The 20,210-nt window shown below is 37.6% G+C and carries 17 protein-coding genes; 8 read left to right on the forward strand and 9 right to left on the reverse strand.

The window, feature by feature from the left end:
• Window positions 1–368: 368 nt before the first annotated feature.
• From ABIB40_RS02125 to ABIB40_RS02135, 3 genes are all read right to left on the reverse strand, one after another.
• A complete protein-coding gene (locus ABIB40_RS02125; RefSeq protein ID WP_354355459.1) occupies window positions 369–1,664 on the reverse strand; it encodes an OmpA family protein in 1,296 nt (431 codons plus the stop codon).
• 258 nt (window positions 1,665–1,922) lie between these two features.
• Window positions 1,923–2,462 carry an RNA methyltransferase gene (locus ABIB40_RS02130; RefSeq protein WP_354355461.1) on the reverse strand — a complete coding sequence of 180 codons (540 nt, stop codon included), beginning with the start codon at window positions 2,460–2,462 and terminating at the stop codon, window positions 1,923–1,925.
• A gap of 34 nt (window positions 2,463–2,496) precedes the next feature.
• Window positions 2,497–3,648 carry a galactokinase gene (locus ABIB40_RS02135; RefSeq protein WP_354355463.1) on the reverse strand — a complete coding sequence of 384 codons (1,152 nt, stop codon included), beginning with the start codon at window positions 3,646–3,648 and terminating at the stop codon, window positions 2,497–2,499.
• Window positions 3,649–3,721: 73 nt separating this feature from the next.
• Between ABIB40_RS02135 and ABIB40_RS02140 the strand changes: the two genes are divergently transcribed.
• Window positions 3,722–4,771, forward strand: coding sequence for an aldose epimerase family protein (locus ABIB40_RS02140; protein WP_354355464.1), 1,050 nt, complete (start codon window positions 3,722–3,724; stop codon window positions 4,769–4,771).
• Between the two features lie 84 nt (window positions 4,772–4,855).
• Window positions 4,856–5,593 carry a hypothetical protein gene (locus ABIB40_RS02145; protein WP_354355466.1) on the forward strand — a complete coding sequence of 246 codons (738 nt, stop codon included), beginning with the start codon at window positions 4,856–4,858 and terminating at the stop codon, window positions 5,591–5,593.
• Here ABIB40_RS02145 and ABIB40_RS02150 read toward each other — a convergent pair.
• The 3 genes from ABIB40_RS02150 to ABIB40_RS02160 are packed head-to-tail and all read right to left on the reverse strand — an operon-like array spanning window position 5,568 to window position 8,110.
• The gene (locus ABIB40_RS02150; RefSeq protein WP_354355468.1) at window positions 5,568–6,944 is read right to left on the reverse strand and encodes an MATE family efflux transporter; all 1,377 of its coding nucleotides are present in this window, start codon (window positions 6,942–6,944) and stop codon (window positions 5,568–5,570) included. The genes ABIB40_RS02145 and ABIB40_RS02150 overlap by 26 nt on opposite strands.
• Window positions 6,945–6,980: 36 nt before the next feature.
• Window positions 6,981–7,607, reverse strand: a complete 627-nt coding sequence (locus ABIB40_RS02155; RefSeq protein WP_354355470.1) for an RNA-binding domain-containing protein — start codon at window positions 7,605–7,607, stop codon at window positions 6,981–6,983.
• Window positions 7,608–7,624: 17 nt separating this feature from the next.
• On the reverse strand, window positions 7,625–8,110 hold the full coding sequence (locus ABIB40_RS02160; protein WP_354355472.1) for a DUF4442 domain-containing protein: 486 nt from the start codon (window positions 8,108–8,110) through the stop codon (window positions 7,625–7,627).
• 170 nt (window positions 8,111–8,280) lie between these two features.
• On the opposite strand from ABIB40_RS02160, the gene ABIB40_RS02165 reads away from it, so the two are divergent.
• The 3 genes from ABIB40_RS02165 (at window position 8,281) to hemF (ending at window position 11,217) form a co-directional block, all read left to right on the forward strand.
• Window positions 8,281–8,895 (forward strand): fasciclin domain-containing protein, encoded by a 615-nt coding sequence (locus ABIB40_RS02165; protein ID WP_502931042.1) that lies wholly within the window; start codon window positions 8,281–8,283, stop codon window positions 8,893–8,895.
• A gap of 101 nt (window positions 8,896–8,996) precedes the next feature.
• Window positions 8,997–10,229, forward strand: a complete 1,233-nt coding sequence (locus ABIB40_RS02170; protein WP_354355474.1) for an MFS transporter — start codon at window positions 8,997–8,999, stop codon at window positions 10,227–10,229.
• Window positions 10,230–10,317: 88 nt separating this feature from the next.
• Window positions 10,318–11,217: an oxygen-dependent coproporphyrinogen oxidase gene (hemF, locus tag ABIB40_RS02175; protein WP_354355476.1), complete on the forward strand. Its 900-nt coding sequence runs from the start codon at window positions 10,318–10,320 to the stop codon at window positions 11,215–11,217.
• A gap of 235 nt (window positions 11,218–11,452) precedes the next feature.
• Here the strand turns inward: hemF and ABIB40_RS02180 are convergent, their stop codons facing one another.
• The 3 genes from ABIB40_RS02180 to gyrA form a co-directional block, all read right to left on the reverse strand.
• Entirely contained in the window at window positions 11,453–12,598 is a 1,146-nt protein-coding gene (locus tag ABIB40_RS02180; protein ID WP_354355478.1) for a tetratricopeptide repeat protein, read from the reverse strand.
• Between the two features lie 95 nt (window positions 12,599–12,693).
• The gene (locus ABIB40_RS02185) at window positions 12,694–13,785 is read right to left on the reverse strand and encodes a tetratricopeptide repeat protein (RefSeq protein ID WP_354355480.1); all 1,092 of its coding nucleotides are present in this window, start codon (window positions 13,783–13,785) and stop codon (window positions 12,694–12,696) included.
• A 28-nt stretch (window positions 13,786–13,813) separates the two neighbouring features.
• Window positions 13,814–16,399: a DNA gyrase subunit A gene (gyrA, locus tag ABIB40_RS02190; RefSeq protein WP_354355482.1), complete on the reverse strand. Its 2,586-nt coding sequence runs from the start codon at window positions 16,397–16,399 to the stop codon at window positions 13,814–13,816.
• A gap of 194 nt (window positions 16,400–16,593) precedes the next feature.
• Here gyrA and ABIB40_RS02195 point away from each other — a divergent pair, with 194 nt between their 5' ends.
• The 3 genes from ABIB40_RS02195 (at window position 16,594) to ABIB40_RS02205 (ending at window position 19,978) form a co-directional block, all read left to right on the forward strand.
• Window positions 16,594–17,805 (forward strand): TCR/Tet family MFS transporter, encoded by a 1,212-nt coding sequence (locus ABIB40_RS02195; protein WP_354355484.1) that lies wholly within the window; start codon window positions 16,594–16,596, stop codon window positions 17,803–17,805.
• 547 nt (window positions 17,806–18,352) lie between these two features.
• Window positions 18,353–19,396, forward strand: coding sequence for a site-specific tyrosine recombinase/integron integrase (xerA, locus tag ABIB40_RS02200; RefSeq protein WP_354355486.1), 1,044 nt, complete (start codon window positions 18,353–18,355; stop codon window positions 19,394–19,396).
• A gap of 153 nt (window positions 19,397–19,549) precedes the next feature.
• Entirely contained in the window at window positions 19,550–19,978 is a 429-nt protein-coding gene (locus ABIB40_RS02205) for a DUF4304 domain-containing protein (RefSeq protein WP_354355488.1), read from the forward strand.
• Window positions 19,979–20,210 lie beyond the last annotated feature (232 nt).

Below are 20,210 nucleotides of genomic sequence, written 5' to 3' on the forward strand. Positions count from 1 at the left end.
CAGCTTCAGGCGTTTTTTCCTCCAAACTGCTGCGATGCCGATTCTACCGGGCTGGCTATAGCGAGTTTAAACCAAAACGTCATCTATATTGATTTATGTGAAGTGTATTAAACCTCAAACTGACAAACGATCTGCGTAAATTTTATTTTGATCGTAAAATAGCTGATTTCTGATCGCTGACTGCCGAACATTTTTGTTGCGTGAGGGATAGCCGCGGAAAACCCACAGCGAGGAACGAGCGAGGATTTGTAGCGAATGAGCCCGACCGTTCCGCAGCTTGGGGCACGCCCAACTAGTTATAGAAGTTTTGGAGTAAAAAAAAAGTCTCGACTTTCGCCGAGACTCTCTTGTTGAATTAAAATCTAATCTTAATAAATGGTAAACTCTACACGACGGTTTTGTTGACGACCCTCTGCAGTTTTGTTGGTTGCAATAGGTTGATCTGGACCGTAACCTGTAGCTTCAATTCTCGAGGCATTTGCACCTTGAGAAACTAAATATGCCTTAACAGATTCTGCTCTTTCTTTAGAAAGGCGCAAATTAAGTTCTCTAGAACCCGTGATATCCGTATGGCCAGCTAATTTTAGACTGAAATCTTTTTGCATCAATAATCCTGCTACTCTGTTTAAAGTTGCATAAGATTTTGAACGAATGGTAGATTTACCCAAATCGAATTCAAGATTTTTGATGGCTTCGTCTACAACTCTACGATCTGCTTCTGTAACAACTACCTTAGTTTCTTTAATAATTTGTGGTTTTGCTAATGGACAACCAGAACCGTCTACAACCGTTCCTCCTGGCGTTCCAGCACATTTGTCGAATTTATTAGCTACACCGTCGTTATCATCATCACCTAAGTCTTTAGCATACTGTGCTCTGTCTCTTGCTGCATTTTCTTCTGCAGAAGATAGCGCTCTACGTAGCTCTGAACTTTCTGCGGCAGTTTTTTTACGCAAATCTGCAATGGCACTGTAATTTTGTAATTGTGGTTTGTCTGCACTTCCCAACGCAAATTCTACACCGCCGTGCCCATAAGCAAATTCATATTTGCCGATGCTAGCAGGAGATTTTACGAAATTCACGTCATAGCCAAAATCTAAATTAACACCTTTAGATACACCGATTTTAAATCCAACACCTGCTGGAATAAAAAATCCTTCTCTCTTATCGAAGCTTCCGTTAACATTAGTATTAGGATTTGTGCCAACTGAAGTTACATTAGAGCTAAAGTCAGAAGACATATATCCCGCGCCTGCTTTTATGTAAGGAATTAGATAAGCATTTTCATTTCTCCCACTAAAATTTGCAACATTCAACACGGCTGTCAAAGCACCAGACCATTGAATATTTTGCTCAGTTTCTCCAGGAGTAGCAGCTGTTTTAATTTTCCCTCTTAAAAAATCTGCTTGGATTCCTAAGGCTGGCAAAATTTGTTTTTTAACAAATGCCCCGTAACCAATGCTATTAAATTCTTCTGCTCTAACGCTACTTCCACCAAAAATGGTGTTGTAACTTAAAATACCGCCGTGAGCGCCAACACTCCATGTGCGGAATTGTTGTGGTGAAAATCTACCTGAAGTTGAGGTAGAATCTTGGGCAAATAATTGAGTAGATAAGCCTAGAAAGGCCATCATCATCGTTAACTTTGTAAATGTAAATTTCATTTTTATGTTTTTAAATTTAAGCAGCAATGCGCTGTGGTACACCTATACTAAAAAACCCTGCCAATAATATTTGATACTTCAGTTTTTATTTTAAATGGCTTATTTTTTACCTAAACGAAGGAACGTGTGTATTAAATAGGCACTTTTCTATAAAACACGAAATTTTTTAAGCAAGAAATGTATATTATTTAATACATGCGCTTAGTTTTTACAGCTTATTTTTGTGCTAATGGGGTTTTGCAAACGTATAACTGTCGATTATTTTGCCCGTAACATTAACTTAGATACTACATCCCAAAGCACTATTCCTGCAGAAATGGAAATATTAAAAGAGTGTTTCGTTCCAAATTGAGGTATTTCTACGCAGTCATCAACTATATTCATTACTTCGTCGCTAACACCTTCTACCTCATTACCGAAAATTAAAGCAAATTTTCCATCTTCTTGTGGCTCAAACAGGTTTAACATAGTGCTTCCTGAAGCTTGCTCAATTGCTAAAATTCGATAGTTATTGGCTTTTAAGAACTCGACGGCCTCTTTAGTGGACGTAAAATGACGCCAATCTACAGATTTTGTAGCCCCCAGCGCGGCTTTTTCTATTTCACGATGTGGAGGTTGAGCGGTTATTCCGCAAAGTAAAATTTCTTCGATGGAAAAAGCGTCTGATGTTCTAAAAATAGAACCAACGTTATGCATGCTCCTCACATTATCTAATACCACCACGATTGGAAGTTTAGGCTGTTTCTTAAAACTTGCTACGTCCGTTCTATTTAAATCGTCTAACTTTAGTTTCTTCATTGAAGGAATACTTGTACAAACTTTTGTGCTGTTGTTAAAGTTGTCGAGGGCCGTTGCCAATATGGCTTACGTATACGTCTGCTGCGTAACCGATACGGTCTTCATAAAAATGGACCAGTTTTTTAGTGAAGTCTTCTTCAAAACCTTTTTCTAAAAGTGCAATGGCACAACCACCAAATCCAGCGCCCGTCATTCTTGCGCCAATAACATGCTCATAGTCCATGCAAAATTCAACAACTGTGTCTAACTCTTTACCACTTACTTCATATAAGTCTCGCAAAGACTCATGAGAAGCATACATCAATCGTCCAAATTCCTCTAAATAGCCAGCGTTCAGGGCTTTTGCGGCAAGAGATACTCTATCATTTTCTTTAACAACGTGTGTTGCTCTATTTAAAATAGTTTGATCGGTAAGTAAATGATTGTGGAGCAGGAATTTTTCTGTGTTGAGTTCGCACAAGTTATTCAACGTAATCTCTTCGTTCAATAATTTCAATGCTGTCTGACATTCTTCTACGCGTTCGTTGTATTTTGACTCGGCCAGTTCTCTAGGTTTGTTGGTGTTTATAATGGCAAGTACATAATTTCCCAAATTTATATCTACCATTTTATTTTTAAGGGTATCGCAGTCTAATAAAATAGCTTTATCCTGCTCTCCAAATGTTACGGCGAACTGATCCATAATACCGGAGTTTACCCCGATAAAATTATTTTCTACACTTTTAGCAATCTTTACCAGATCTAACTTTTCGTAACCTAAGTTAAAAAATTCGTTTAGCGCAAATGCCGTGGCAATTTCTATAGATGCAGAAGAAGAAAGACCAGAACCAATAGGAATATTTCCATGGTAAAGAAAATCTATCCCATCAATCTTTTTACCATCTTTTAAAAATTCATTTATTACGCCAATGGGGTAATTGAACCAATTTCCGCCGTCTTTTTCGTGCTTAACGTTGCTTTCAACCTCAGTTTGAGCATCGAAATTTAGACTTCTAAAACGAAATTTGCCGTCGTTATTTGGAGCTATAGCAACCCAGGTACCCAAGGTTATGGCGCATGGCATTACCAGGCCTCCATTATAGTCTATATGTTCTCCGATTAAATTTACGCGCCCAGGAGTAAAATAAACTGCCGATGGATTGTGGTTGTACTGGTCTTTGAATTTTTCTGTTAGTGTACTTTTCATTGGTTAAATGAGATGAAAACAAGTTTAAATAGTATTTTTGTCGATCATTATTAAGATCGCTAAGTTACAATTTATGACAGTAAACCAAATACCAACGGGTAAATTTATTGATGGAGAAGAGATTGTAGCAGTAGAATTAAGAAATCAAAAGGGCACATACGTTAAGATTTTTAACTACGGAACCATCATAAGCCATTTCCAAACCCTAAATGCTAAAGGAGAACTACAAGACATCGTATTAGGATTTGAGGACATATCGGCATATTTTACTGATGATTATTTAGCCAATGGCGCTTATTTAGGAGCAGTTATCGGCAGATATGCCAATAGGATTAAAGATGGGGAATTCCAAATGAAAGGCGTAGATTATTCTTTGTCGAAAAACTCTGATGGAAATATGCTGCACGGTGGGATAGAGGGGTTCGACAAGAAGATTTGGGAAATTACCGAAACGAAAAGTCAGCCACATGCTTCTGTTACTTTCGGATATGAGAGTGAAGACGGGGAAGAAGGATTTCCAGGAAATTTGTGGGTCAGGCTAAATGTTGAACTTACCGAAAATAATGAGCTGATTTTAAGCTACGAGGCGAAAACAGATCAGGCAACGCCTATAAACTTAACACATCATGATTATTTTAATCTATCTCCAAATGGTGGGAGCATAGCTAAACATATTCAACAAATTTTTTCCTCTACATACTTAGCACAAGACCAAACGTTTGCCGCAACGGGAAAACATATAGATGTGAAGGATACGGCTTTTGATTTTTCGAAGCCAAAGGAAATTGGAGCCAATTGGGATAGCGCAGAAGGATACGACCAATCTTTTGTGTTGGACAAAGTTGACGGCGAACTCACTTTGGCGAGTAGAACATCAGAGAAAGCGAGCGGGCTAATGCTAAGTGTTTACACTACAGAGCCGGTAGTCCATTTTTACACCGCTAAATATTTAAACGTTAAAAACGCAAAAGAGGGAAAAGATTACGGTGCATTTGAGGCTTTTTGTGTAGAAACACAACATCAACCAAATGCCATAAACATTCCAGAATTTCCTTCGACGGTATTAGAACCAGAAGATCTTTACAGCCAAACTACTATTTATAAAGTAAGCATAGTTTCGTAGTTTCTTTTATAAAGGAACTAATCTCGATTAAAATATTTTAAAGGTATATACAATATTCAGCCGCGTTAACTGTTAACTATTTCTATGTTTAAATCTGTTCTATTCTTCTTTTGTATCGTTTTCCTTTTTAGCGGATGCTCTTCAGTTTATATGCCCAACGTGCCAAACACGCCTATGTTGAGCAAGCAAGGAGAATTTAGTGGTGGCGCACATACCTCTTTAAAAGGTAATGCAAGTGTAAATGGTGCCTATGCCGTGTCGGACCATGTTGGCTTGCTAATTAGCGGTTCTACAATGAATTCTAGCAGAAGAGCTAAAGATTTTAGCCATAGGTTAATTGAGATTGGAGGAGGATATTTTACGACTTTCGGTAATGAAAATACGCGCATTTTAGAAATTTATGCAGGTGTAGGAAAGGGAAGTAGCGACATTACTTACAGGACATACAACCATGATGTACTTCAAAGTAGCGAAGTGCAGAAAGTAGCCTATCGGAAATCTTTTTTGCAAGTAAATTACAGCAGTAAAAAATCGGGTTTGCTAAAACTTTTTGGCGCTAAATTTCCGCTTAGTTACGGAACTGCATTGCGGATTAGCCAAGTAAGCATGGATAGGTTTTTTATAAATGGAGTTGTTCAACCTAAGGAAGACAATGTTTTTTTTGAACCGATTTTCTTTACCAGAATGGCACTAAACAATACACTTCAGTTGCAGTACACAACAAGTAGTAACATTGGTTTAAAAAACAGAGACTACCTTACGGCAGGCAATTCTATATTTACCATTGGGCTAATTTTTAATGTGGGCGGGAAGAATCAATAATACTCAGCGATTTCGTTTTATTTTGAAAGCGGAAGAAAAGCAGTATTGAAGCAGTAAGTAAACCAAAAGTTAAACCATACCAAATGCCATTAACACCAAGGTGGAAATGAAAGCCCAATAAGTAACCAATGGGAATTCCAACCACCCAATAAGCGAAAAAAGTAATCAACGTGGGTATGTTTACATCGCCCAATCCCCTTAACACTCCTAAGCCAATCACTTGTGTGCCATCGAACAGTTGGAAAAAACCAGCAATAATTAATAGGTGTGCGGCAATATCAACCACTTCAACATCACTGCTTATAATGTAGGGCAATTGCCTGTTGAAGATTACAAAAGCAAGCGCGGTAAAGCACATAAACACAAGGATGATGTGATAACTTCCTATGGCAGACCGTCTCAAATCTAAAAAACTTCTTTTTCCAAAATTATTTCCCGTTTTAATGGTTGCGGCAGAGGCAACTCCGCTGGCAATCATATAAGTCATAGCTGCAAGGCTAATGGCAATTTGGTGAGCCGCCTGCTCTACATCTCCAATGGTACCGATTAACAAAGCTGCGCCGCTAAATGCACTAATCTCGAAAGTATATTGTAAAGCCACAGGCGCACCTATTTTTATAATTTTCAGCAGCCTTAACTTATTTACAAACCTAAACTTAAAGCCCAGTAAATATCTTTTAAAATGATTAGAGTGTAAAACATAAATGCACATGGTTGAAGCCATTAAAATCCTATCGACCAAGCTGCTTACACCAACACCAGAAACGCCCATGGGCTTTATGCCAAACATGCCCCTTACCAAAATTACTCCTAAAATAATATTGATTACGTTGCCCCAAACAGAAATAAACATCGCCTGCTTTGTAAAACCCAGTCCTTCTGCAAACTGCCTGAACGTCTGGAAAATTAATAACGGAATGATCGAGAGAGACAACAGATTTAAATAGGGCTTGGCGTATAAAACAACCGAAGCCGTTTGGTCTAAATGGTCTAAAATTGCAAAAACGCCAAGGCGAACAGAGAAGTAAAGTAGTAAGCCAATAACTAAATTGATTAACAAACTGTTTGCCAATAACTTGCCACAATCTTTTCTCCTTAACCGACCGCTTTCTTGAGCAATTAACGGGGTTAAACCATAAGAAATACCAAGACCTATAACCAATATAAGAATAAATATACTGTTGACCAGAGAAACAGCAGCAAGCTGTTCTGTATCAGTAAAATGTCCGACAATTACGCTATCGGCAATTTGAACCAGGGTATGTCCAAGTTGAGAGCCCACGATGGGCAAAGCGAGATGTAAATTCTCCTTATAATATGGTTTATATTTTTGATAGGTTTTTTGTAACATACCGCATTGATGTTTTGCGTGTTTAACTTTTTAAAATTAATCTACGGCAGTAAAATATTCTTCTTTTTCTAATCCCTGTGCTTTTATTACATTGGTAACAATAAGACTTACCAAAATTTTTTGTGCTTTTTTGTGCGAGCACCTTAGCAATTTGCTAAACTCTCTAAGTGTTATTTTTCCGTATTCTGCTAAAAAGCTCATCAATTTTTTTTCACTATCTGAATAGGAGATAAGCATTCCATTTTTATTTTTTGTCTGCTTTAAAACTTCTAAAGCAATTTTGCTAGCCAGGACAGATTTATCTGCCACCCTTATAAATGCCCACCATTTTTTTTGTTCATCCATTGCATAGTGCGGTTTTTTATCGCTCTCTGGAATGTTTGCTACCAATACTAATTTTTCATCTATATAAATTTCTAAAAAACTGCATTCGATAATCGGTTTGCAAAACTGACTGGCCGCGGTAAGGATCATGTATTTTTCTTCATCCTCTGCCTTAACCCCAGTAATTTTGCCGTCGTCTGCAACACCAATTAGTAAACTGCCTCCTTTATGGTTAGCAAAAGCGGCTAAGGTCTTTGCGATTTTAGGCGAACTGCTGATCGTTTTTTTAAAGTCGATTCTATCGTTCTCTCCCTCAAATATCAATCTTTTGATGTTCATAAGATAGAAGGCTGCTGTCAAATGGATACTTTCTTGTTCTCTCCTTCAAATTTGTTGCGTAAATATACCTCATTCATTACCGATGCACATAAATCTCCCTTTTTATCGAACAATAGGATTGGATAGCTTTTTACAAATTTCCCATTGGTTCTTAAACTGTGTTCTGCGTCTGCAATCATGTCTTCGGTTATCTTCAAAGAAAAGTACAAGGTAGTCATGCCCGGCTTTAAATATTGAATAGAGGCGCTTTTTAACCAAACGCGCACTTTAAAACCTCTACGCTGCATCAGTTGGTCAAATAAAATTGCATAAAATGGATCTGTTGCAGAGAAAATAGAACCGCCAAAAATAGAACCATTGTAGTTTCTATTTAACAGGCTGTTACTAATCTTTACATCAACACCTAAAAATCCGGGATGAAATTTTTTTATCCAAATCCGCTGAAACAACAAAGGAGGATATAAGTTTAACGCCCATCTTAATGTTTTTTCTGAAACAATCATATACAAAAAAAGGTGACTAATTATCGTTTATAATAGATTTTGTTATGAATTATAAAGCTGGTAAAAGTACTAAAATGTAACAACCGAATTAATTATGAGATAAAATAAAACTAAAACCATATTTCAAACGTATATACACGCAAACAAAACATAAATAAAAAACTCAAGAAATGAAAAAGAAATTTTTAAATGTTGCTATGGGTGTGGCAGTTGTTGCTATGGCCGCTGCGTGTAATTCTCCAAAGACAGACAGTAGCTCAACAGATAGCACTACCATGAGTTCTACCACCATGACAGATACTTCTATGAAGGATACTTCTATGATGGCATCGAGCGACAAAGGTGTTGAAGTTGGAGGAGCAATGATGGTTCCATCTAAAAACATTGTAGAAAACGCCGTAAACTCTAAGGATCATACTACATTGGTTGCAGCGGTTAAAGCTGCAGGTTTGGTAGAAACTTTAAGTGGTAAAGGCCCCTTTACTGTATTTGCACCAACTAACGAAGCTTTTGATAAAGTTCCGAAAGCAACTTTAGAGAATTTAATGAAACCAGCCATGAAGGCTGATTTGACAAAAATTTTAACCTATCACGTAGTTTCGGGCGCTCTAAAAGCTGCTGACTTAAAAGATGGTATGGAATTAACAACTGTTCAAGGTGAAAAGTTAAAAGTATCGGTTAAAGACGGTAAAGTGATGATTAATGGATCAACTGTTACCATTCCAGATATTATGGATAGCAATGGCGTAACCCATGTAATTGATCAAGTATTGATGCCAAAATAAGGCGTAAAAAATTAACGACGAGCCTCTTTTCGATAAAACGAAAAGAGGCTTTTTCTTTTTATAAATAATTGCTAGTTTGGACGCCGCTAACCGACAATTAAATGCACGACAAACTCAAACAAAACCGAAATGTAATTTTTTTAGTTGTTGTGGCTGCGCTTGGCTATTTTGTAGATATTTATGACCTTGTTTTATTCTCTGTAGTTAGGGTTCAAAGTTTAACAAGTATTGGAGTTAGCGCTGCGAATTTAAAAACAGAAGGGATATACATCATCAATTCTCAAATGTTTGGCCTTCTTTTGGGTGGTATTTTATGGGGAGTTTTGGGAGATAAGCTTGGGCGAATAAAAGTATTGTTTGGATCTATCTTATTGTACTCAATAGCAAATATTGCAAATGGTTTTGCCACCACCGTCCACAGTTACGCTTTAATCCGTTTCTTTGCCGGTGTTGGACTGGCAGGAGAGCTTGGCGCGGGTATTACCTTGGTTGCAGAAACAATGGATAAAAACAAAAGGGGTTATGGAACTATGATTGTTGCTGGCGTTGGGCTATTTGGAGCTGCTGTGGCTGCAACCGTGGCCGAGAATTTTAGTTGGCAGACTTCTTATTTTGTAGGCGGCGGTATGGGTTTAGTTCTATTGCTACTAAGGCTGGGCACATTCGAATCGGGGATGTTTAAAAATGTTATCAAAAATGAGCAAATAGCTAAAGGAAATCTTTTTATGTTGTTCTCTGATAAAAAAAGGTTCCTAAAATATTTGTATTGTATCTTAATAGGTCTGCCTTTATGGTTTGTGGTCGGCGTGTTAATTACCTTGTGTAGAGAGTTTGGAATGGAACTTGGCGCTAAGGAGACATTAGATGCCGGCAAGGGCATTATGTTTACCTATTTTGGAATTGCCATTGGCGACGTGGTTACAGGCTTTCTAGCTCAAATTCTAAAATCGAGGAAAAAAACTGTTTTTATCTTCCACATTATCAGCTTAATAAGTGTAGCTGTCTACCTTAATAGTTTTGGTTTAACAGCCAATACTTTTATTTGGCTTTGCCTTTTTATGGGTTTTTCTGTGGGATATTGGGCTACCTTTGTAACCATTGCGGCAGAGCAATTTGGTACCAACATTCGCGCCACCGTAACTACTACCGCACCTAATTTTGTTAGGGGAGCACTTATCCCAATTAACATGCTTTTTGTTTTTCTTGCTCAAAAGTATAGCAATATTACGGCTGCTTATATTGTAATGGGTTTGCTTACCGCAATAGCCATGTTTGCATTAAGTAAATTAAAAGAGAGTTTTAACAAAGATTTAGATTACCTAGAAATTAGCTAGGCGAGGTATCTGTCAGTTTATTGTATTAAAGGAACAAAACTAGGCGCAAAACAGTATATAGCCCTAAGTTTGTAGAAAATGTGTGGGAATGGATAATTTTAAAGATAAAGTTGCAGAGAGGTACAAAGCAATTCAAAATGAAATATGTAAGGCTTTAGAAAAGGCAGATGGGAGCGGGGCTTTTGAGGAAGAATTGTGGAGTAGAGAAGGTGGCGGAGGCGGTTGCACGCGCATTATGCAAAACGGCGAAGTTATAGAGAAAGGCGGTGTTAACTTTTCTGCCGTTCATGGTGTTTTGCCAGAAAGTGTTAAAAAGGCATTTGGTGTAGATCAAGCAGAATTTTTCGCAACTGGCGTATCTATTGTTATCCATCCAAAAAATCCAATGGTGCCGATTATCCACATGAACATTAGGTATTTCGAACTAGATGATCAAACACGATGGTTTGGTGGCGGCATTGATTTAACACCGCATTATGTTATAGAGAAACAAGCTACATACTTTCATCAGCAAGTTAAAGCAACATGTGATCTTTTTCATCCAAATTTTTATTCAAAATTTAAGAAACAGGCTGATGACTATTTTTTTATTAAGCATAGAGACGAAACTCGCGGTGTTGGCGGAATTTTTTACGATCGGTTGAAGCCAGAAAATACCGAGCTTTCTTGGGATGAAATCTTAGAGTTCTCGGTAGCTGTGGGAAAAATTTTTGCGCCAACTTATACAGAACTTATAAACCTAAATAAAACCAAAGCATTTACAGAAGCTCAGAAAGCTTGGCAACTCCAACGCAGAAGCCGATATGTAGAGTTTAACCTGGTGTATGATTCGGGTACAAAATTTGGTCTGGAAACAAATGGTAGGATTGAATCTATTTTAATGAGTTTACCACCACAAGCCAATTGGGTTTACAACTATGAGCCATTAAAAGATTCTGAAGAATATAAAACCTTACAGTTGCTAAGAAAAGGAATTGATTGGGTTTGAGAATAACTCTAGATCGCAAGATAAATTACAACAGGATATTTTGTCTTATAATTAATATTATGTTAAGTTGAACAGAGACTCAGTCTAAACAAGTGCAGGCATTCTCAATCTAACCACCCGCTCTAACCCCAATGTTAGTAACTTAAGAATACCATGTATTGTCCTGTCAATCATAAGAAATATCTCGCGGCGGCTATATAACGAGATAAATATTGTCTTGCACAATAAATATTGGCTAGAATTCCCGCAATTTTGATTCAAGCTCCTGCACTTTGTCTAGCTCGTTTTTTCTAGTGTAAATATCGATCAGCAACTGTACGCAGTTTTTGCTATTTGGATCTATCTCGTTAGCATGCTCTAACGCAATTTCCGCACGGTTTATAAATGATTTATATTTTTCGTTTTTATTGGGATCGCTGCTTTTCAATTCATTATTACCGGCTTCTATAAATGCTAGACCAAGTTGGTACATGGCATCAAAATAATTTGGATCTTTTTCTAAGGCCTGATTATAAGAAAGAATTGCGTTAGATTTATTACCTGTTGCTTGTTCCAAATAACCCACGAGATAATATAACAATTTATCTCCTTGCGTTGCCTTAATCTGACCATTAATTAATGCCAGTGCTTTTGGATAGTTGGCGACATCTATCAAAAGATTAATATAATCATTGGTAAGAACAATATTTTGTGGATTTAAGGCCAATCCCTCTTCTAATGTTGCCAATGCAGTCTTATCATCAAACTTGGCACTATAAATCTGAGCCATTTTTTGATAAACTGCCGGATTCCTGATTCCATTTTCTACAGCACGTTTAAAATACGTCATTGCATCAGTATACATCTGCAAATTTATAGCGCAAATTGCGGTATTGAGTGCCAAGGTTGTATCTGCAGGAAAATTATCACTAACCTCCTTTAAATTGGTAAAAGCCAATTTAAAATCATTGTCTACGAAATACTGATTGCCAATATCTTGTTTTTTAATAAGCAGGTTGTGATCAGAAGCTTTTATCAATCCAGAATTATCATCGTAACGGTCTAGCTTTCGCGCTTGCTTAACCGCATCAACTGCGGTATTGTAAAAGCTTTGCGATGCGTTTGCATCCGTTTCGATAATTGCGGCATAAGAATTTAAATAGGATTTAATTGCCCAGGTTTCTGCCCAGTCTTTTGTTTTCTTATCGTTCTCCGCAGACTCTATTGCTTTGAGCCCTTCCTTTACAGGGTCGAGCTGCTTCGTATTGTCTTCTTTGTTTAGGATAGATAGCTGAAGTTTTCCCACAGAATTTCTGGCGATTAGAATTTGGGTTTTCTGCGCAAATGTATTTACAGAAATAAAAACAAATATAGATAAAGCAATTGTTGCAGTTTTTCTCATGTAGGCCTAATGTTTTAACACAATTTTTGTAAAAATATGCAAAAAAAAAGAGCCCCAAAATTAATTAGGGCTCTTTTTTACAATTAGAATCTTTATTACTGCTTAGTTGCCCCAGCTTCCCCTATTTTTTTCTTAATCGCTTCGTAATTTTTTGTGTCGTTTTTAAAGAAATAGATTGTTTTTAAACCATCTAGAGCAGAAAGATTTTTCGGATCTAACTCGCTAGCTTTCAAATAGAATGGCATTGCCTTGTCTACCAAACCATCTCTTTCTGTTTTTGCTTTTGTGTATTCTGCTTTCTTTTTTACTTGATCTATATTTCCAAGCTCGGTTTGTTTCTTGTAGGCCTGCTGTAGATAAACATTTCCCAAAGCAGCTTGATAGAGCGCATTTTTTGGATCTTTCTCAACCAATTTCAACAAAGATTTCTCTGCCATATCAATCTGTCCTTTTTTGATATAAATATCTGTTTCTGTGGTGATAAAATTTATATTTTCCGGAAATTTTGCTTTTGCCTCTTCTAAAGTGGCCAAACCGGCAACAGTATCTTTTTGGTTTTTAAGCTCCATACCTATAATATCGGTATAAATACCTTCGCTTTGCGGATTATTCATCTCTAACAAACGTTTAGAAAGTTCTATCGCCTTTGGATAATTTTCTAAGTTTTTAGCCAAAATACTGGCATTCAACACCATGGCCGTATCATTAGGGTTTATATCTTGAGCTTTAATGAAGTTATCGTAAGCCCTCTTAAAATCTTTTTTGTTGTACGCTAAAAATCCGGCATTTTTTATTGCAATAACCACGTTTTCATCAGCAGAAGTTATTAAATCTTTAAACTCACCTTTGGCGTCTAATTTCTTCGCTTGTACTACCGCATCTTCAGCAATTTTCACATTAGCATCTGAGTTTGCATTATCTAATGTATCTGCTATCGCTATAGACGAAGATAACAAAGCCTTATAAGACCAAGCCTCTGGAGAATCTTTAGTCTTGTCGTTCTGCGTGGCGGTAGTTGCATGCGCCAAAGCTTCTTTTAACGAGCTTATTTTTTTATCAAGTGGCAAGTTAGTGCCTACCGCCTGGAATACGTTCCAACCTTTTTTTGCGTCGGCAATTTCTCCCTTTTGTGCAAAAGCAAGACTTACGGCAGTAGCAAAAACGATGCTTAAAATTAATTTTTTCATAATGTTAATTCTGTTTTTATTATTTTAATTATTCTTCAGTGTTCTCATCTTCTTGTTCGTCTTCACCAGCTTCTTCTTCAGGCTCAGCACGCTCAACACTTTCTTCTAATGCCTCGGCATCGCTCTCTACTAGTACTTCAGAATCAGTCTCTACATCTTCTTCATGATCTATTTTGGTTACCGATGCAATTTCGTCATTTCCTTTTAATGTAATTAAACGAACGCCCTGTGTCGCTCTGCCCATAACTCTCAAATCTGCAACTGCAATACGTATTACAATGCCCGATTTATTAATGATCATCAAATCTTCTTGATCTGTAACTCCTTTTATAGAAACCAGCGCGCCGGTTTTTTCGGTAATGTTAATGGTTTTTACACCTTTTCCACCCCTATTGGTAACGCGATAATCTTCAATATCTGTACGTTTCCCGTAGCCTTTTTCTGATACCACCAATACCGTTGTCTCAGAATCATTAACAGCAATCATGCCAATTACCTCATCTTGTTCTGTTGCCAACCTCACTCCTCTTACGCCAGTGGCAGTTCTTCCCATGGCTCTAACGGTACTCTCATTAAATCTAATGGCTCTTCCAGACTTTAGGGCCATAACAATTTCGCTCTCTCCGGTAGTTAAACAAGCCTCTAACAACATATCGCCATCGTTAATGTTTATGGCGTTTATACCATTAACACGCGGACGAGAATACGCCTCTAGAGATGTTTTTTTGATTACCCCTTTTTTGGTACACATAATGATAAAGTTGTTTTCTAAATACTCTTTGTCCTTTAGATTTTTAACTTTAATGTATGCCTTAATGTTTTCTTCTTTCGGTATTTGAATAATGTTCTGGATCGCTCTACCCTTGCTCGTTCTAGATCCCTCTGGAATTTCATACACCCTTAACCAGAAACATCGTCCAGCTTCTGTAAAGAAAAGCATGTAATTGTGGTTTGAGGCAATGAGCATGTGCTCTATAAAATCTTCGTTTCTAGAGGTACTGCCTTTAGCTCCCTTTCCTCCTCTACCCTGCGCCCTAAACTCTGTTGCTGGCGTACGTTTTACATAACCTTCGTGCGAAATGGTAATTACAACTTCTTCATCTTCGATGAAATCTTCCATGCTCATGTCTTCGGCAGAATGGATGATGGAAGTTCTTCTCTCATCGCCATATTTCTCCCTAATTTCCAAAAGCTCGCTTTTTATAATCTCCATTCTTAAGCCTTCATCGCCCAAAATAGATTTTAAATATTCGATGGTTTTCATCAGCTCTGCATACTCTTCTTTAATCTTATCGCGTTCTAAACCAGTTAAACGGCGCAAGGTCATATCTAAAATTGCCCTAGCTTGGATATCGCTTAATGCAAACTGTTCAATTAAACCAAGGCGGGCATCTTCTGGTGTATTAGATGCCCTAATTAATTTAATCACCTGATCTAAATGATCTAAAGCAATTAAATAACCTTCTAAAATGTGGGCACGTTTCTCTGCTTCTGCTAGTTCGTATCTGGTACGGCGTGTAACTACTTCATGCCTATGCTCTACAAAATGAAAGATAAGATCCCTAAGGTTAAGCATTTGTGGTCGGCCCTTTACTAGTGCAATGTTGTTTACGCTAAAAGAAGTTTGCAGTGCAGTATACTTATATAGGTTATTTAGCACAATCGCCGCATTTGCATCGCGCTTTATCTCGTAAACTATTCTAATGCCATCTTTGTTAGATTCGTCTTTTATATTAGAAATGCCTTCTAGTTTTTTGTCGCCCACCAATTCTGCAGTACGCTCAATCATTTGTGCCTTATTTACCTGGTAAGGTATCTCTGTCACAATAATAACTTCTCTGTCTTTAATATTTTCTATCTCTGCTTTTCCGCGCATCATTATGCGACCCCTACCCGTTTCAAAAGCCTCTTTTACGCCCGCGTAGCCATAAATAATTCCACCGGTAGGAAAATCTGGCGCTTTTACAAACTTCATCAATTCCTCTATGGTAATTTCTCTATTGTCTATAAAATTAATGGTAGCATCTATTACTTCCGTTAAATTGTGTGGTGCCATGTTGGTGGCCATACCCACTGCAATTCCAGATGATCCGTTTACCAAAAGGTTCGGTATTTTTGCAGGCAGCACTGTCGGCTCTTGCAAGGTATCATCAAAGTTAAACTGGTAATCTACCGTGTCTTTATTAATGTCGGCCAGCATTTCTTCTGCAATTTTAGAGAAACGCGCTTCGGTATAACGCATTGCCGCAGGCGAATCGCCATCTATGTGGCCAAAATTTCCCTGTCCATCTACCATTGGGTAACGCAAGCTCCAATCTTGGGCCATACGCACCATGGTAAAATATACAGAGGCATCGCCATGTGGGTGGTACTTTCCTAAAACCTCGCCCACAATACGGGCAGATTTTTTATGTGGTTTCGAGCTGCTCAATCCTAAATCTAGCATGCCGTACAATACGCGGCGATGTACAGGTTTTAAGCCATCTCTTACATCGGGCAAAGCCCTAGATACAATAACCGACATCGAATAATCTATATAAGCAGATTTCATCTGCTCCTCGATGTTGATTTGAATTATTTTGTCGTTCTGTTGATTTTCTAAATCTTCTGCCATAATTGTTTTTATCGTTGTTAAAAACGATTTTAAAAAGCTAATAGTTTAACCTTGCGAATTTAACAAAAATATGCTTAAATATGCCATTGTTGAAAAGTTTTGAGGACAGAAAACCTCTGGATAACATCCGTTATTGATGTTTAGATGCCCTTAAAAGCAAAATTATCAATACTTTTACGTTCTTATTTTTAGAAATGCCTGCAAATCAAAAATCTGCCTTAAGTTTTATTTTTATCACTGTTTTGGTAGACTGCATAGGCTTTGGGGTCATCATCCCCATTATTCCGAAGTTAATAGAAACGTTAATTCATGGAGATTTAAATGCGGCCTCGAAATATGGCGGTTGGTTGTTGTTTTCTTACGCAATTATGCAATTTTTCTTTGCCCCCTTTTTTGGGGCTTTGAGCGATAAATATGGCAGGCGCCCCGTTTTGCTTATTTCTTTATTTGGCATGGGGCTAGATTATTTGTTCCTAGCCTTCGCCCCTACTATATTTTGGTTGTTTATCGGTAGAATTGTTTCTGGCATAACCGGGGCAAGCATTACCACCGCTTCGGCCTACATTGCCGATGTTTCTACACCAGAAAAGCGGGCACAGAATTTTGGGTTAATCGGCGCCACATTTGGGTTAGGTTTTATTATTGGCCCAGTAATTAGCGGCTTAACCGTTGGTTTCGGACTTAGAGTTCCATTTATGGTCGCCGCCGGACTATCTTTGTTAAATTGGCTGTATGGTTATTTTATTTTGCCCGAAAGTTTGGGTAAGGAAAATAGACGTGCTTTCGAGTGGAAACGCGCAAACCCATGGGGGGCGCTAAAAAAGGTAAGCAGGTACAAAGCACTTATCGGCTTGCTTTCTTCTATTTTGTTGCTGTACATTGCTGCACAGGCCACCCAGTCCACCTGGACTTATTACACCATGCAAAAATTTAAATGGGATGAAAAGCTAGTGGCCTATTCGCTTGGTTTTGTTGGCTTAACCGTTGCCATTGTTCAGGGTGGTTTAATTAGAATTATCATTCCAAAGCTCGGCAATAAGAAAGCTATTTTTATAGGCATGCTTTTGTATGCCATAAGTTTTTTATTGTTTGCGCTGGCCAACCAAGGGTGGATGATGTTTGCGTTTATGGTCCCTTACGCGCTTGCTGGCATTAGCGGCCCGGCCTTGCAAGGGTTAATTTCTAATCAAATTGCCTCAAATGAGCAGGGAGAACTGCAAGGCATAATGGCCGGTTTAATGAGCGTTTCCTCCATCATCGGGCCGATTTTAATGACCGGGCTTTTTGCCTATTTTACGGCCAAAACCCCATCCATTTATTTACCCGGCGCCCCGTTTTTAATGGCAGGTTTTCTTACCTGTATTGCGTTGGTGGTTTGTTACCGAAGTTTGAAAAAGCATCATTGAGTTTAGTAGTTAGTATTAAGTATTTAGAAATTGAGGATAAAAAACTTTTGTATGTGCTGGTTTTAGCTTTCGGCTTTTTCGCTTTCAGCCTCAACCTCAACCTCAGCCTTCCGTTTGTCGTTTAGTCGTTTTTCGCTAGTCTTTGTTTTCGCTCAACATTAACCTAAACCTCAGTCTTCCTTTTGTTTGGTCGTTTATACTTTTAACTCATAACCCGTAACATTTAACTTCCGTTTAGTCGTTTTTCGTTTTTTTTTGTCTTTCTTCTTTGTTCCCTTTTTTTGGGCGGCAATTTCTGGCTGTGCAGGGGTTCCGTTAAGTTTTTTTTCTGAAAGAAAAAACTTAACCCTCATTGCATTCGGCCCTTACCATCCAGGCCGCATGCCACCCCGAAACAGCCACCACCAAGTATCCCAAAACCGTTTTAATCTGTAAAACATATCGCAAACTGAATAACCAAACGACTAAACACCTCGCCGGCTAAACCTCTAATCAACCTATAACAATCAGATTTTCATTAACTTTAACAGCACTAAACAGCTGTAAAATGGCAATAGAAGTTAAGCTTATAACACATCGGAACCAAAGGCGCATTGCAGTGTATTTTCCCAACACGCGCGAATTGATAAATCGCTTTAAAAATTTAAATGGAGCCAAATGGAGCCAGAGTTTAAAAGTTTGGCATTTGCCAGATATTCCTGCAAATAGAAAGCTCTTTAAGTTAAAAGAATTAGTTTTCAACCCGCTAAACGAAGAAAAGCAAGAAGCCATAAGAAATTTCACCAACTACTTATTAACCAAAAGGTATAGCACAAGTACTATTAAAACGTATGTGGAAGCACTAAAATCTTTTTTTAAATATTTTAACGATAAAAATGTTGCAGACATCAACAATGCCGATGTTATGCTTTATCATCAAGACTATATTTTGAAAAACAACCTCTCTTCTTCCTATCAAAACCAAATTGTGAATGCCATTAAACTTTATTTTGCAACGATTAGAGAGACAGCTATCGTTGTAGAAAAAATATATCGGCCCAAAACAGAAAAATTATTACCAAATGTATTAAGCAAAAACGAAGTAAAGAAGATACTCGATGCCCACAGCAATATTAAACACAAAACGATGTTAAGCGTAATTTACAGCTGTGGTTTAAGGCGAAGTGAATTGATTAACCTAAGGCCAAAAGATATAGATGGAGAACGAATGATCATTATTATTAGACAAGCAAAGGGCAAAAAGGATAGAATTGTGCCATTAAGCAGCAGAATATTAGAGATGTTACGAAGCTATTATAAGGTTTACAAACCAAAGACTTGGCTTTTTGAAGGACAAAAAGAGGGCACCAAATACGATGAACGAAGCTTAGCCCAGGTGCTAAAGCAAGCTTTACAAAAGGCAAAGATAGCCAAACCGGTAACCTTGCACTGGCTTAGACATAGTTATGCTACACATTTATTAGAAAGCGGAACCGATTTGAGATATATACAAGAAATTTTGGGACATAAGAGCAGCAAGACCACCGAAATATATACACATGTAAGCACCAAAAGTTTACAAAATATAAAAAGCCCGTTTGATGATTTATGAAGTTTGCTATATTTACGCAATTAATGAGAGGTAAAACGCCCGTAATATCGCCACTTTGGGTTTATTACGGAATGTTTATAGCTCCTATATATAAGTTACCTGCAAGTGTTACAGACCGCATAAACTCGAAAGGAAGGAAATTAGAGATTTAATATGAGTAGTTTAGGAAGAGACGAAATGATAAAAAACTTAAGTGAAATTGTTGTTCCTAAATTAAGACAATTAAATTTCAAGGGTTCTTTTCCGCACTTTAGAAGACAGACATCTGAACGAATAAATCTATTAACTTTTCAATTTGACAGAAGCGGTGGCGGTTTTGTAATTGAACTTGCAAATTGTAAACCAGACGGTTTTACAACTCCTTGGGGACTTGAAATTAAACCTAATAAGCTGACTGCACACGACGTATATAAACGAAAGCGAATTAATTCAAATAAAGAAGGAAGTTCAACAGACAACTGGTTTCGTTATGACAGAAAATATTTGTTTGGTCTTGGCGACATTTATAAAAAAATCAGTAAAGACGTATTATTGAAATTTGACATTGCAGAAGATTATTGGAAAAATGGAGAACTTAACTAACAAAAAAACACCAACAGGTAACAGCAAATTTGTTCAAAAATGGCTGACAGTGATTCAACTCGGGTTTTTCGTTATTAACTTTGGTCTGTGCGGTGCGACAATGGTTCTGCAAGCAATGCCATTTCTGCACAAATTTCCAAAACGTTAGCAGAAATAGTTCGACCTAAACAACCTTCCAGAAAAAAACTCAATTTGACCTAAAAAAAAGGGAATTATATGTATCTTTGTATGG

The organism is Pedobacter sp. UYP30, assembly GCF_040547165.1.
Classification (GTDB): domain Bacteria; phylum Bacteroidota; class Bacteroidia; order Sphingobacteriales; family Sphingobacteriaceae; genus Pedobacter.